Annotated in this window: 14 protein-coding genes; 4 read left to right on the top strand and 10 right to left on the bottom strand. The window is 60.5% G+C overall.

The genetic code is table 11. The annotated features are described in order from the left end of the window. Positions 1–226: 226 nt before the first annotated feature. The 6 genes from BUB69_RS22870 to BUB69_RS22895 all read right to left on the bottom strand — a co-directional run bounded on the left by BUB69_RS22870 (position 227) and on the right by BUB69_RS22895 (position 6,408). A complete protein-coding gene (locus tag BUB69_RS22870; RefSeq protein WP_073170915.1) occupies positions 227–1,471 on the bottom strand; it encodes a heme biosynthesis protein HemY in 1,245 nt (414 codons plus the stop codon). Beyond that, positions 1,468–2,589, bottom strand: a complete 1,122-nt coding sequence (locus tag BUB69_RS29230) for a uroporphyrinogen-III C-methyltransferase (RefSeq protein WP_024695821.1) — start codon at positions 2,587–2,589, stop codon at positions 1,468–1,470. Before BUB69_RS29230 ends, BUB69_RS22870 begins: the two co-directional genes overlap by 4 nt. A 51-nt stretch (positions 2,590–2,640) precedes the next feature. Beyond that, positions 2,641–3,417, bottom strand: coding sequence for a uroporphyrinogen-III synthase (locus BUB69_RS29235; RefSeq protein ID WP_073170922.1), 777 nt, complete (start codon positions 3,415–3,417; stop codon positions 2,641–2,643). Beyond that, complete coding sequence (gene hemC, locus BUB69_RS22885; protein WP_073170927.1) at positions 3,414–4,355, bottom strand: hydroxymethylbilane synthase; 942 nt, start codon at positions 4,353–4,355, stop codon at positions 3,414–3,416. The genes BUB69_RS29235 and hemC overlap by 4 nt, the downstream gene beginning before the upstream one ends. A gap of 227 nt (positions 4,356–4,582) precedes the next feature. Next, positions 4,583–5,329, bottom strand: coding sequence for a LytR/AlgR family response regulator transcription factor (locus BUB69_RS22890; RefSeq protein ID WP_073170930.1), 747 nt, complete (start codon positions 5,327–5,329; stop codon positions 4,583–4,585). Next, positions 5,326–6,408, bottom strand: a complete 1,083-nt coding sequence (locus BUB69_RS22895) for a sensor histidine kinase (RefSeq protein WP_073170933.1) — start codon at positions 6,406–6,408, stop codon at positions 5,326–5,328. The genes BUB69_RS22890 and BUB69_RS22895 overlap by 4 nt, the downstream gene beginning before the upstream one ends. A 134-nt stretch (positions 6,409–6,542) precedes the next feature. On the opposite strand from BUB69_RS22895, the gene argH reads away from it, so the two are divergent. Then, positions 6,543–7,937 (top strand): argininosuccinate lyase, encoded by a 1,395-nt coding sequence (gene argH, locus BUB69_RS22900; RefSeq protein WP_073170936.1) that lies wholly within the window; start codon positions 6,543–6,545, stop codon positions 7,935–7,937. 416 nt (positions 7,938–8,353) lie between these two features. Here the strand turns inward: argH and BUB69_RS22905 are convergent, their stop codons facing one another. Continuing rightward, on the bottom strand, positions 8,354–9,028 hold the full coding sequence (locus BUB69_RS22905; RefSeq protein ID WP_073170939.1) for a glutathione S-transferase family protein: 675 nt from the start codon (positions 9,026–9,028) through the stop codon (positions 8,354–8,356). A gap of 195 nt (positions 9,029–9,223) precedes the next feature. On the opposite strand from BUB69_RS22905, the gene BUB69_RS22910 reads away from it, so the two are divergent. From BUB69_RS22910 to BUB69_RS22920, 3 genes are all read left to right on the top strand, one after another. Continuing rightward, positions 9,224–9,499, top strand: coding sequence for a hypothetical protein (locus BUB69_RS22910; RefSeq protein ID WP_073170943.1), 276 nt, complete (start codon positions 9,224–9,226; stop codon positions 9,497–9,499). Between the two features lie 217 nt (positions 9,500–9,716). After that, positions 9,717–9,965 (top strand): TIGR02647 family protein, encoded by a 249-nt coding sequence (locus tag BUB69_RS22915; protein ID WP_073170946.1) that lies wholly within the window; start codon positions 9,717–9,719, stop codon positions 9,963–9,965. 184 nt (positions 9,966–10,149) lie between these two features. Further along, entirely contained in the window at positions 10,150–12,996 is a 2,847-nt protein-coding gene (locus BUB69_RS22920) for a class I adenylate cyclase (protein WP_073170949.1), read from the top strand. 206 nt (positions 12,997–13,202) lie between these two features. On the opposite strand, the gene rnk is transcribed toward BUB69_RS22920, so the two are convergent. From rnk to cyaY, 3 genes are all read right to left on the bottom strand, one after another. After that, positions 13,203–13,610: a nucleoside diphosphate kinase regulator gene (rnk, locus tag BUB69_RS22925; protein WP_073170952.1), complete on the bottom strand. Its 408-nt coding sequence runs from the start codon at positions 13,608–13,610 to the stop codon at positions 13,203–13,205. A 139-nt stretch (positions 13,611–13,749) separates the two neighbouring features. Further along, entirely contained in the window at positions 13,750–14,001 is a 252-nt protein-coding gene (locus BUB69_RS22930; protein WP_163032163.1) for a DUF1289 domain-containing protein, read from the bottom strand. Further along, positions 14,001–14,333 (bottom strand): iron donor protein CyaY, encoded by a 333-nt coding sequence (gene cyaY / locus BUB69_RS22935; protein ID WP_073170958.1) that lies wholly within the window; start codon positions 14,331–14,333, stop codon positions 14,001–14,003. Before cyaY ends, BUB69_RS22930 begins: the two co-directional genes overlap by 1 nt. Positions 14,334–14,542: the final 209 nt, after the last annotated feature.

The raw sequence follows: 14,542 nt of genomic DNA on the forward strand, positions 1-14,542 counted from the left end.
ATCCGTAACAAAAGACGAGGCCGTAACGGTAGAGGAAAGGGCTCGCCGCTTTCAAGGCAATGCCGTACAGATACGTCGCTGCAAAATGAAGAAACAACACACGCGACGGTGCGGCTTATTGACGCACCTGCGTAGGAATATTCCTGCAGCACCCCGACTGGCTTTAATCACAGGTGCCTTGCATGAAAAAAAGCCCTGAAAAACAGGGCTCTTTTCATCATTCAGCTTAACCGCTGGTCAGCGCTGGCAACGGGCGGGCAAGGAAGCGCTCATCAAGCAGACCGAGGCCTTCCTGAAAGAGCTGGTTGCTGCGATCCGTCTCGCCCAATTGAGCAAGCAACCTGGCCAGTTCGGCACAGGTTTCAGGATTGCGCTCAAGCCGAAGGCTGCTTTCCAGATAATCACGGGCCTTGCCCCACAGCCGGCTTTGCAGGCAGATACGCCCCAGGCTCAGCAGCAGGCTGGGATCGCCCGGATGATGCTTGAGCCAGCCTTCAGCGGTCTGCAGTTGCCGGGCCGGGTCGCTGCCGCGAACCAGGCCATACAGCCGGGCCAGATGGCTGTGGTAATCGCGCTTGAGTGCCGCGCGCAGCACTTCTTCAGCCTGAGCATCGGCGCCGAGGCGACGCAACTGATCGGCGTACGCCAGCACCAGTTGCGGCTCCTGACGCTGCGCGGAAGACAGCCCCTGCCAGGCTTTTTCAAGCGAAGGCAGGCCGGTCAGCGCACTCTCGCCGTCCTCTCGGTAGGCTGCCAGCGTGAGGTTTTCACCCCATGCACGGCGTTCAAGTTCCGCAAGCTCCTTGGGCGGCAGGACTTTGTCCTTGCGCAGCTCGGGCATCAGGCGGATCAGCTCGGACCAGTCACCCCGCTGCTGATACAACCGCTGCAGTTGGCGCAGTACCTGCGGGTTATGGGGGTGGCGCTCTTTCATCGCCTGCAGCGTCGTCAATGCGCCGTCGGTGTCGCCACGGTCCTGCTGCAGTTGCGCGTGGTTCAGCGCAATGGCCAGTTCAGCTTGCGGCTGACGCTCAAGCGCTCGTTCCAGAAGGCTGTCACTGTCTTCGTAACGGCCCTGCTCGTTGGCGGCACGCGCGGCACCTATGTAGTACAGAAGCGGATGAGTGTCGGCTTCGGCAGCGCGATGCAGATGGCGCTGCGCACTGGCCCAACGCCCCTCGGCGAGGTCCATCTGGCCCTGCTCGATCGCCAGCTGGATGCGGCGGCGACGGTTGCGGCGCGACCACGGGTTGACCACACGTCCCGACGTTGTCAGCAGATAAATCAGCCAACGCACCATCACGATCAGCAGCAGGACAACGACCAGCAGTGCCAGCGTGGCCCACAGGCTCGATTCATAGCGGAAGTTCTGGTAGGCGATCAGTACATAGCCGGAATGCTCGGCGATGGCGACGCCAATCAGCGCCGCCGCCACGATGGCGATGAACAACACTGCATAGAGGCGCTTCATGGGCTGGTACCCCGCTGCGTCTCGACCGGCTGGCCTGCTGCATGGCGGCGCTCAAGGTAAGCCTGAACCGCGCTCAGGCTCTGCGCCAGATCGGGTGTCTTGACGGCAACGGGTTGCGCGGCCAGCGCGGCAAGACGCTCACCCAGCAAGCGGGTCTGCGGATCATCCTGATTGAAATTGGCCTGCAGCACGCTGCGGGCTTCCGTCAGGGCGGTTGCGTACACCTGCGGCTCACCATTGAGCGCAGCCCACTGCGCCTGCTCAAGCGTCAGGCTCAGGGCGAGGCGGACCTGCGAAAGACTTTGTCCGGCCAATACCGGGCGGATGTCCTTGTCGGCATTGAAATCGATGCGGAAATAATGGGAGATCTGGTCCCACCAGCGCGACCACTGACTGTCTTCGGTCTTGTCGGCGGTCAGACCCAACAGGGACTCGCCCTTGTCTTCGTACTCGGGCGCCAGCTTGTTGAGCTGTACGGCCTGATCCCGCAGCGCGGCGAGTTGCAGGAACAGCCCGGTGCGATCAGGCTGCTCGACACTGCGCAGGGCCCCCAGGCTCTTGGCCAATTGCTCACGGGCAGCGAACGAGCCCGGATCATCCTGCTCGCGCAGAATTTCATCGGCGCCCTGAACCAGGGCTTCGGCACTGTTGATGTCCTGCAACGCCGACAGGCGCAGGCTGGCCAGCCGCAGCAGATGCTCGGCCTCGGCCAGACGCCAGTCCTTGCGGCTGGCACCCAGAACCGTTTCCAGACGCTGGCTCAGACGCTGCTGGTCGCCCTGCAGTTGAGCGACCAGACGGCGGCTGTCTTCAAGTTGATCGGCAGGCGGGAACTGAGCAAGGCGCGCCGTCAGTTGCTGATCGCTCTGGGCAAGGGCCAACGTTTGATCGGCAATGTCCTGAACCTGACCGCGCTGTTGTTGATGCCCGGCCTGCAACATACGTAACTGCCAGACACCCCAGCCAGCGACAGCGATACCTGCAATGCCCAGCAGCAGCGCCAGGATCACCAACCCGCTGTTGCGATTGACCGGGCGCTCAGGCCGCACAGGATCAAGCGTGGATTGCGGCGTCTTCACGACCGATTCTTCGTCTTTAGGCAAGGCTGTTTCGCTCACGTATCCCATCCTTTGCATTTTGGCGTAATAGCGTAAACGACAAGGTGTCGATCAATACGCCCTGACGGCAGGCTGAGGTTGACCCCGCAACGCTGCCAGCAATGCCGCGGCGCTGGCGCCCCGGCAATCAACAACATTCAGAGCCCCTGCGGCACGCGCAATGTCGGCGACGCGGGGGCTCGGTACAAACAACGGCAAAACGGCCAGGTCCGGCCATGCATCACCTGCCAACTGCAGCAAGTGTTCAAAACCCTGTCCACTGCTGACCACCAGCCCGTTCAAGCGTTCCAACTCGATACGCCGGGTCAGCGCCGAGGCCGGATACTGTGGCAGATAACGGCGGTACAGCGGCAGGTATTCAACCATGACGCCCTGCTCGCGCAAACGCTCGGCCAACAGCTCGCGGCCCTCGTCGCCGCGCATGATCAGGACCCGGCTTCCCGGCACAGCTATCGCGGCCTGCAACTGCGGCAAATCGAGCAACGCTTCGCTGTCATCGCCATGCTCGGGCCAACGGGCATCCAGACCATAATCGATCAGTATCTGCCCGGTCGCTGCGCCCACACTGAACCAGGGCTGAATCGGCGGCTGCGGCCAGACTTCGTCGATCAGTTCAACGGCAAGGCGCGCGGCCGGTTTGCTGACCACGATCACCGCACAATAATTGAGCAGCTCGAAGATGATCGAGCGTTGAGCGGGCGTCAACGTCAGAGGCTCGGTTTCAAGCAGCGGCAGGCTGCTGCTGAAGACACCGGCGCTGGCCAGCACACTCGCCACCGCCGCCGACTCTTCGGCGGGGCGGGTCAGCAGCAGTCGCCAGGCGCTCATGCGTCGCCGGACTCGCCGTAGACGGCTTTGAGGATCTGCGCCGCGCCCTGCGCCAGAAGGTCTTCGGCCACCTGAACACCCAATGCCTGAGCTGCAGTCTGCGACGCGCGAGCCTCGGCATGAAGCAACAGGCTACCGGAAGGATCACCGACCAGGCCGCGCAGCCAGATCTGATCGCCTTCAAGCACGGCGTAACAGGCAATAGGCACCTGGCAGCCGCCATTGAGGTGTTTGTTCAGGGAGCGCTCGGCAATCACGCGCACGGCCGTGTCTTCGTGGTGCAACGGCGCAAGCAGGGCGTGAATTTCCGCATCGACACTGCGGCACTCGATGCCGACGGCACCCTGGCCGCCTGCGGGGAGGCTGTCGTCGACACTGATCGCGCGCGTGATCCGGTCTTCGAAGCCCAGACGAATCAGGCCGGCAGCGGCGAGAATGATCGCGTCATATTCGCCGTTGTCCAGCTTGGCCAGGCGTGTATTGACGTTGCCGCGCAGGAAGTGAATCTTCAGGTCTGGACGCCGCGCCAGCAACTGGGCCTGACGACGCAGGCTCGAGGTGCCGACAATGCTGCCTGCCGGCAGCGCCTCCAGACTGGCGTAAGTGTTGGACACAAAGGCATCGCGCGGGTCTTCGCGCTCGCAGATGCAGAACAGGCCGAGTCCCTGAGGAAAGTCCATCGGCACGTCTTTCATGGAATGCACAGCGATATCGGCTTCGTTTTCGAGAAGTGCCGTTTCGAGTTCTTTGACAAACAGGCCCTTGCCGCCGATCTTCGACAGCGGTGAGTCCAGCAGCTTGTCGCCGCGACTGACCATCGGCACCAGTGTCACGATCAGGCCAGGATGCGCCTGCTCCAACCGGTCTTTGACATATTCGGCCTGCCAGAGGGCCAACGCGCTTTTGCGAGTGGCGATGCGGATTTCGCGAGAAGACATTGAACGATCCGTACTGGGTAAATGCGACGGATAATAACAGCTCAGCCGGAACGACTTCAGCGTAGACCGAAAAGTAGCGCCTGACGGCGCGTCCTGACGACGATTTCAGCCCACGGATTCGACGGAAAAGGAGGCGGTTGTTCGCAGAGAACCGGATTACCCAGGGTTCAGGTTTTGACGCCAGTACCATGGCTCGGCTTTCGCGAGCAAACCGTCACAGCAGGTTTCTACAACTGCTGCATCATCTTGCGAACGCCCGCCACATGACGACGGCTGACGATCAATGCATCACCATTGAGGCCTCTGAGAAACAACTGGAAATGCCCCAGCGGTGTGCGCTGCAAACGCTCGATGCGCTCACGCGCTACCAGCGCATTGCGGTGAATACGCACGAAGCGGTCACCGAATTCATCCTCAAGTGCCTTGAGCGGCTCATCCAGCAGGACTTCGCCCCCCTCGTGACGCAGGGTGACGTACTTGTGGTCAGCAATAAAATAGATCACCTGGTCCAGCGGAATCAGCTCGATGCCTTTTCGGGTCCGGGCACTGATATGGGTGCGTGGACCGTTACCACTTTCGGCTGCCGGACGCGTCATGGCCGCCAACTGCACGCGGTTGGGGCGCTCGGCCTTTCTCAACGCCTCGATAAGGTGTTCTGGGCGAACGGGCTTGACCAGATAACCGACAGCGCTGACCTGAAAAGCATCCAGGGCAAATTCGTCGTGTGCGGTACAAAAGACAACGGCAGGCGGCGCTTCACGCTCGCACAGTTTGGCTGCGACTTGCAGCCCGTCGATGCCTGGCATGCGGATATCCAGCAGCACGACATCTGGTTTGAGATTATCGATCAGCGCCAAAGCTTCTTCACCATTTGTGGCGCTGGGTTCAAGTACCCGGTAACCCTCGATTTCGCTGACCAATCGGCTCAGTCGCTCGCGGGCCAGGGGTTCGTCATCAACGATCAGGACATTCATATAGCTCTGGCTTCCTGCGTGAGTCTCGCACAAGGATAGCGTAGACAGGTGTAGTGACGACCGTCACGGCGCTCCACGCTCAGACTGGCGTATGGGCCAAAAAGTGCCGTAATGCGAGCACCGATATTTGTCAGGGCTTGTTGAGTACCGTTGGAAGTCTGCCGAGTGGCAACTTCTTCATAGGGATTGCTGACGCGCAATATGAACTCTCCCCCTTCGTAGTCTGCTTCGACCGTGACCACGCCCCCGTCGACTCGCGGGGCAATGCCATAAATCAAAGCGTTTTCCAGTAATGGCTGCAAGGTTAGCTGGGGAATCGGCAAGTCATCGGGAATTGCGCTCACCCTCCAGTCCAACTGTAGACGCTCGCCGAGACGATATTGCTCAATCGATAAATATCGTTTTGCCAAAGCCAGCTCCTCGCCCCACGTTACCAGGCTGCCGGGCTTGGCCAGACTGGCACGAAACAGGTCGGAAAGGTCCAGCACCGCCTGCTCGGCCTTGACCGGGTTGCTGGCCACAAGGCTTGCGATGCTGTTGAGCGTGTTGAACAGAAAATGCGGCCGGATACGCGCCTGCAACGACTCGATCCTGGCCCGCAATTCGCCCTGTTGCTGCTTGCGCCACTGACTCTGCAGATAAAAGTAGCGCAGCGTCAGCGCGGACATGATCAGGGCAATCAACGAATAGCGGATGTAGCGATCCACCATGCCGCCCACCGTGATCCTGCCAGTGAGCTGGCACACATCCGTGACCGCCGTGCACAGCAGCGTCAGGCCAACCACCAGCAGGCAACCGAGCAGTCCGGCAAGTCCGGGTGAAAGGCGCGCCAGCCAGGGTCGCAGCCCGCAGAGCAGCGCGGCGGACAGCAGCACGATCCACTGCACGAACAGCGACATCAGCGCCAGGCGCACCCAGTCGAAACCCGCGCGCATGGGTTCGACCAGCACCAACACCAGAACCAGCAGTTCGGCCAGCACCACAAGCACGAGCAGGGCCTGCGGCAGGCACAGTTCGGGGAGGAAGAATTCTTTGCCGGGCCTACGCCCGGCGTCACGCTTTACAGGATCATCTCGCATCGGCTCAGTCTCGGCTCTGGCCGGGCCAGCGGCAAGCCATCCGGAAATAAAAAAGTGGCAACCCTGTTATCATCGCAACCGCCTGTGTGCCACGTATCGGGCACGCCACTTTCCGTAGAGCAACGAGCGAATCCATGAGCACCGACAAGACCAACCAGTCCTGGGGCGGCCGCTTCAGTGAACCCGTCGACGCGTTCGTCGCGCGCTTCACTGCCTCCGTCACCTTCGATCAACGCCTGTACCGCCACGACATCATGGGCTCCATCGCCCACGCCACGATGCTGGCCAAGGTCGGCGTTCTGACTGACGCCGAGCGCGACACGATCATTGACGGCCTGAAGACCATTCAGACCGAGATCGAAGCAGGTACGTTCGAGTGGCGCGTCGATCTGGAAGACGTGCACATGAACATCGAAGCGCGCCTGACCGACCGTATCGGCATCACCGGCAAGAAACTGCACACCGGTCGCAGCCGTAACGATCAGGTGGCCACGGACATTCGCTTGTGGCTGCGTGACGAAATCGACCTGATCCTGAGCGAAATCACTCGTCTGCAACAGGGTCTGCTGGGCCAGGCCGAGCGCGAAGCCGACACCATCATGCCGGGCTTCACCCATCTGCAGACCGCCCAGCCGGTTACATTTGGTCACCATATGCTGGCCTGGTTCGAAATGCTCAGCCGTGACTACGAGCGCCTGGTGGATTGCCGCAAGCGCCTGAACCGCATGCCGCTGGGCAGCGCTGCATTGGCGGGCACCACTTACCCGATCGATCGCGAGTTGACCTGCAAATTGCTGGGGTTCGACGCGGTTGGCGGAAACTCGCTGGACGGTGTGTCGGATCGCGACTTTGCCATCGAATTCTGCGCAGCCGCCTCCGTGGCAATGATGCACCTGTCGCGCTTCTCCGAAGAGCTGGTGCTGTGGACCAGCGCCCAGTTCCAGTTCATTGATCTGCCAGACCGTTTCTGCACCGGCAGTTCGATCATGCCGCAAAAGAAAAACCCGGACGTTCCGGAACTGGTGCGTGGCAAAAGCGGCCGCGTGTTCGGCGCCCTGATGGGGCTCCTGACCTTGATGAAGGGCCAGCCACTGGCCTACAACAAGGACAATCAGGAAGACAAGGAGCCGCTGTTCGACGCAGCCGACACCTTGCGTGACTCGCTGCGCGCGTTCGCCGACATGATCCCTGCGATCAAGCCGAAACACGCCATCATGCGTGAAGCGGCACTGCGCGGTTTCTCCACCGCAACCGACCTGGCGGACTACCTGGTACGCCGCGGCCTGCCGTTCCGTGACTGCCACGAAATCGTTGGTCATGCCGTGAAGTACGGTGTCGAGTCAGGTAAGGACCTGGCGGAAATGAGCCTGGACGAACTGCGCCGTTTCAGCGATCAGATCGAGCAGGATGTGTTTGCCGTGCTGACCCTGGAAGGCTCGGTGAACGCGCGCAACCATATCGGCGGCACAGCACCCGGACAGGTGCGGGCTGCCGTGGTTCGCGGGCAGGCACTGCTGGCGAGTCGTTGATCAAGCAAAGGCTCTGAGCTAAACATACGTCTCACTGGATAAATGCATGTTCTGTGGGAGGCGCCACCACGTCTTCGACGTAGCGCTGTCGCGCAGCAAACACCGGGCGTCGTGGGAGCGGACTTGTCCGCGAATGCAGTGTTTCAGCCACCGCATATGCGTCGGATGTACCGGCCTTTTCGCGGACAAGTCCGCTCCCACAAAATCCATTTTCTTCAGTGACTTATGGGTTGTTTGATAAGAGGCGGCTTGCCGGCGATGCGATTTCTGCAGCGCCCTGTCAGTGAATAGACTGACGCCATCGCGGTTGTCCGCGAATGCTGCATTTCAGACGCTGCACTGGCGTCGGATGTGCCTGCTTTCGCGGACAAGCGGAGCGCCGCCCGGTCCGCTCCCACGGTAGGAATCGGCGCTGCCTAGCCTGCCTGACGCCCTGCCGGATTCACCCGCGCCATGAATACCGGCCAGTCTGCCTCTTTGTCCGCGGCGACCTGCTGGACATTCGGATTCAATGCCAAGCGCTCCAGCAAGGCTTGCGCTTTCGGCATGTCGCCCAGAAAGTCCAGGTCGAACAATCGCTCGCCCACCTGCCGGGCCAGGTCGATGCTGTACAGAAAATACACATCCGCCACGCTGAACCGCTCGCCTGCCACGTAAGGCGCGAATCGGGCGCGCTGGGCCAGTGCGGCAACGCCTTTGACCAGATCCCGGTGCGCCTTGGCCTTGAGGTCGGGCGGTGTCGGTCTGCCGCCAAAGATCACTTCGGCGTAGCAGACCCGCGCCGGCAACTCGATGTACAACTCGATTTCCTTGGCGATGGTCCAGACCTGCGCCCGGGAAAACGGGTCAGCAGGCAGCAGCGGCCGATCGGGAAAGGTCTCTTCCAGGTAACGCAGAATGACGTCCGTCTCACTGATGAAACCCTCGTCCGTTCCCAACACCGGCACCTTGCCACGTGCGCTGACGGCGAGCACCTCGGGGCTTTGACAGCCGAACAGCGGCACGACCTCGAATGGCAACTGTTTTTCCAACAGCGCCAGTTTGACCATGTTGAAGTAGTTGCTTGATGCAAATCCGTAAAGTTTCAGCATCGCTGGCCTCCTTGACCCTGTGTGCATGAGCCATTCACTGGCGGTCAGAAGCCTATCAATTTAACTTTTAAGATCAATGACTTGCATCACTTTCTGGGTTTTTAAGGACCGTTCCTACAAAGAGATGTCGGGCACGTCCTGGCTGTCCGGATCATGGAATCCGGTTAGACTGCGGGCCTTTCCTGAGGAATCGCCATGACCGACGTTATCGACAATGATGAAGAAGAATTCGCCGCCTCGACCCTGATCGAAGCCATCGAAAACCAGATCGAGGCCGACAATCCTCCTGCCGCCAAGGCCACGTTCAACAAGCTGACGCTGGTCGGTTATGAGCGTGATGACATCCTCGAGATGATGGCTCATGTACTGGCGATCGAGATCGACGCCTTGCTGGATCAGGACCGCCCGTTCGATACCCAGTGGTACGAAACGGCCCTGCGCGCCCTGCCCGAGCTGCCTCCCGAGAAGTAACCGGCCCGCCGGTTCAAACCCGTCAGATATATGCTGCAAAGTTCAAGAGCGCTGGACTACACTGCAAATGCCCCGCTGCCGCTACATCCTCCGGGGCTCTCACGCCAAGCCGGCTTCAGCGGTCATCCAGAACCGACGAGCGCAGCACGGACACGTCGATTCCAGAACACACCCGCAGCCTGCGAGGTCGTACTACTACAAAAAGTCTGGAGCACCTATGTCGTATACCCCTGAGCTGGTTGCCGAACTGGAAATCCTTGCACTGTTCAACCTGGGTAATATCCAGGAAGGCCTCAAAGTCCATCACGTGGCTGCGCCCACGGCGATTGCCGCTGCAAAAAGACTCTTTGAAAAAGGACTGACGACTCAGGTCGATGGCGGTTACCTCACCAGCCTGGGGCTTGAGGCTGCAGAGCACGCCCAGTCGTTGCTGACCATTCTGGATGTATCAAAAGAAGCGGCCTGATTAGCTGAGGGCCTGCCGCAAAAACACGGCTGCAGGCCCTTCATTTATCGCAGCACCGGTCGATATAGAAAATTGGCGCCAGAATAACAACCCGACCGAACCTGCATTCTTTCGGCTGCAAACCTTCTTCGCCATCTTGCTCAGTAATTCCACGCCTGCCACAGGCCAGATGCCTTGAGTTGCGATGACGCGTAATCTTGAAATTCGCCCCGACCTGGATGAGGGCATTGACCGCAAGGTTCTCAGCCAGCTGCGTAACCGTTTCCTGACTCTCAATGACGGGCGGTACGCGCGCGCCATGGAAGGAATGTCGACGCGCCAGCAAACCGTGCTGACCCTGTTGCCGCTGTTCTTCCATGTCAACCATCCGCTATTGCCGGGCTATGTCTCCAGCAGTACGCCTGCCGGTGTCTCCCATTACGAGCCCGACGCACTGGCGCTGGCCGAAGCCCAGCGAATGACGCGCTCCTTTTCGTACAAGGCCAGGCACGGCAATCCTCCACAGCCCATCCACGGCCTGTTTCTGATGGGCAGCCTCGGCACGCTCGCGCAGGCCGAACAGAGCGACATGGATGTGTGGGTCTGCCACGACAGCGAGCTGGACGCTGAAGCCGTCGCCGAGCTGCGCAAGAAATGCCAGGCGCTGGAAGCATGGGCCACGACCATGGGCGCGGAAGCGCATTTCTTTCTGATCGACCCACAGCGCTTCAGGAAGGGGGATCGCGACACGCAGCTCAGCTCTGACGATTGCGGCACAACCCAGCATTACCTGCTGCTCGACGAGTTTTACCGCACCGCTATCTGGCTCGCGGGACGCACCCCCATGTGGTGGCTGGTGCCGGTCTACGAAGAGCAAAGCTACGAGGATTACACCCACACGCTGCTGTCCAAACGATTCATTCGCGCCGAGGAAGTCATCGATCTGGGGCCGATGGCGCAGATTCCGCCTGCTGAATTCGTCGGTGCCGGGCTCTGGCAACTGTTTAAGGCCATCGACTCCCCTTACAAATCCGTTCTGAAACTACTGCTGATCGAGGTGTACTCCAGCGAGCACCCGGACGTTCAATGCCTGAGCATGCGTTTCAAGCAGGCGGTATTCGCCAACCGGCTGGACCTGGACGAACTCGACCCCTATATGGTCGTGTATCGCCGGATCGAGGAACACCTGCTGGCCCGCAAGGAGTCGGAGCGCCTGGAGCTGGTGCGACGCAGTCTCTACCTGAAGGTCAACAAGAAGCTCACCGGCCCGACGCGTCAGCGCAGCAACAGCTGGCAGCGGCAGTTACTGGAGCGTCTGACCCAGGAATGGGGCTGGGATGAACGTCAATTGGCACTGCTCGACAGTCGCAGCCAGTGGAAAGTCCGCCAGGTCGCGCACGAACGCCGCGCACTGGTCAACGAGCTGAATTACAGCTATCGGTTCCAGACTCAGTTCGCCCGACTGCAAAGCACCGCTGACGCACTCAACGCTCGCGACCTGACGGTTTTGGGGCGACGCCTGTATGCCGCATTCGAACGCAAGGCGGGCAAGGTCGAGTTCATCAACCCCGGCATCGCGCCGGATCTGGCTGAAGACACCTTGACCCTGGTGCACTCACCGGACAAGCGCGAGCCCGGCAAGCATCAGTGGGCGCTGTACAACGGCAGCCTGGGGATACACGAATGGGTGAATTTTTCTCCGATCAAGCGCAGTCGCGAGCTGCTCGACCTGTTGGCGTGGTGTCATCGCAACAATGTCATCGACACCACAACCCGCGTCGCCCTGCATCCCGGAACCAGCGACCTGAGTGAATTCGAGCTGTTCAATCTGCTCGGTGCCTTGCAACAGACCATCGAACTGCCGCTGGCCGACGTCAGCGACGACGCCCTGTTGCGGGCAAGCGAACCCAGGGAAATACTGCTGCTGGTCAATGTGGGGGTCGACCCACTCAGGCATCACCGCGACTTGAATATCCTGATGACGACCGAGCGCACCGACTCGCTCAGTTATGCAGGCGTTCGCGAGAATCTGGTGCTCACCCTGGACCAGATCACCCTCAACAGCTGGAACGAAACGCTGGTCAACCGCTACGACGGCCCGCACGCGCTGCTGGATTGCCTGAGCGAGCTGCTGAGCAGCTTGCCTCAGGGCGCCAACCAGCCACGTATCCATGTGCGCTGCTTCTGCCACAACCGGGCACCCGCCATCGCCCAGCGTGTTGAAGAACTGACCGATACTGCACGCCTGCTGCTCGCGCGACGCCTCAACCATCGCTACCTGATTCAGGTGCAGCAGCAGTACCACATTCTGGAAATGGTCCCTGGCCAGGTTGGCCACGTGGTGGTCAACAGCTTGCCAGGACTGTTCAAATACCTGGGTGAAGAACTGCCCCAGTACAGCCCGCTGCATCTGGACCCGCATGCACTGGATGGTCACGATCTGGCGTTAATCCTGCCGTTCGGGCAACCGGAATGCATCCAGGTGTTCTACCGCGTCAGCGATGACGAGGCAGACCTGTACGTGCTGGATGAACACAATTCGCTCTGGCATCAACGCGTACCGTGGCACGATGAACAAAGCCTGTTGATGCCGCTGCAGCGTTTCTTTCATTCGCTGGTCTACCGTCGCGGCGCGTCACTGCCGCTGGACAACCCGGACGAACCGACCCTGCTGGAGACGCTCTACTACCAGCTCATGCCTGCTGGCGCGTCACGCGCACGCCGCATCGAACCACGCCGCGCCCCGACGGCGGCGGACAAACCGTTCTACGACGTACAGGCCATCATCGAGGAAACCTCCCCGGGGCAACTGAACGTCACGCTGTACTGCGACAACAGCGAGTTCTCCGAACTCGAATATGGCGATCAGCTGTATCAGGCGGTGGCCCGCCAGATTCTCGGCAAACGCCTGGAGCCCAAGCGCTATCGCTGCTACATCACCGATCTGGACCTGTCAGGCCTGCTCAACGACGGGCACGGCCAGAGCATCCTGTTCCTGCGCCACAAGGCCGAACTGGAAAAACTGCTCAATGAGGCGATGGACGAGGCGTGAGGTGTCGGACAGCCTCAAACCCCGTGGGGGCGAGCACCGTCAGCTTGAACTCCGTGCCATACACAGATCCTGTCGAATAAACACAAAACCCAGTGGGAGCGAGCTTGCTCGCGAAGGCGATGCATCAGCCGCCGCCTCTTCTACGACTGTACCGCCTTAATTCGCGAGCAAGCTCGCTCTCTCTGGCGGTCGATGAGCGCACAGGCTTACTGATACTCGCCTGCTGCTTCCGGCTGATACTCAACGGCGAGCAGCGTCAGCTTGAGGGTCTTGCCGCCCGGCGCGGGCCAGTCGATGTGTTGACCGACCTGCAGGCCGAGCAGCGCGGAGCCCATCGGTGCCAGAACAGAAACAGTGCCCTCAGTGCCAGCATCCTGTGGATAAACCAGCTTGAGGTGATAGTCCTTGCCGCTGCCCTCTTCGCGGCAATGCACACGGGAGTTCATGGTCACGACGCCTGCAGGCACTTCATCGTGGCCGACCACCTGTTCGGCGCGGTCCAGCTCGGCCTGCAACGCCAGGAGACCCGGCGTGGAATCGTCCAGACTGTCGATCAGGTGCTCAAGACGCTGTACGTCGAGCCGGGTGAGGATGAGTGAAGGTGCAGTGTTCATGATCGGGGCAGACTCCTTTTTCCGCGCGTGATAAAAGCAAAACCCCGCCGAGCTGGGCGGGGTTTTGACGGGCCTCTCTATCAAGAGAAGCAGGTTCTGACACTAACACAGTGCAATAAATACACAACCCGACGGGACGTCAGCCGGCGGCATGGCCTGTGTCAGCGCGGGACCGACGCTGCTCGGCTGCATGGCGGATCTGGCGTCGGCGCTCGTCATCGGCCGAGCGCCACTCGCGGATGTCTTCAACATGACGAAAGCATCCCAGACAGACCTTGTGCTCATCCAGCCGGCACGTGCTGATGCACGGCGAGGGCACGGCGGGGCTGACATTGCTGTACAGCGGCTTGGGCGGCCTGACGGCAGCAGGCTGGGTAGTCTGGCTCACGATCAGATCTCGTCGAAATCCAGCTCGACACCGGCCTGTTCCAGCGTCATGCGAGCAAGCATCTCGCTCAGCAGCTCATCGCTGGTGTCGCAGGTCCAACGGCTGTGCTCTTCGTCGTAATCGTAGTGAAAACCACCTGAACGCGCTGCCAGCCACATCTGACGAAGCGGTTCCTGACGGCTGAAAATCAGTTGGGTGCCGTTTTCGAACTTGACGGTCAACACACCGGCCGAGTTTTCAAGATCCACGTCCAGGCCACTCTCGTCGAACACATCCTCCAGATTTTGCTGGGTAGCATCGACCAGGTCGTGAAAGCGGGCTTCGGTCAAACTCATTGCGGGAACCTCGAAAAGTGTCTGCTGAAAGCGCAGTGGGGCAAGATACGGATGCCATCCGGCAAATGCAAAGCATACCCGTCATTGGCATGACTGAACGCGATAATCCGGCGTAACAGATCAATACCCTCGTTATCGCGTCAAAAGCCCGCCGGACGGGAGGAGCCCTGCATAGGCAAGCCGTCGGGTGGCCGGTATACTCGGGCGCA

Source organism: Pseudomonas asturiensis, assembly GCF_900143095.1.
GTDB lineage: Bacteria > Pseudomonadota > Gammaproteobacteria > Pseudomonadales > Pseudomonadaceae > Aquipseudomonas > Aquipseudomonas asturiensis.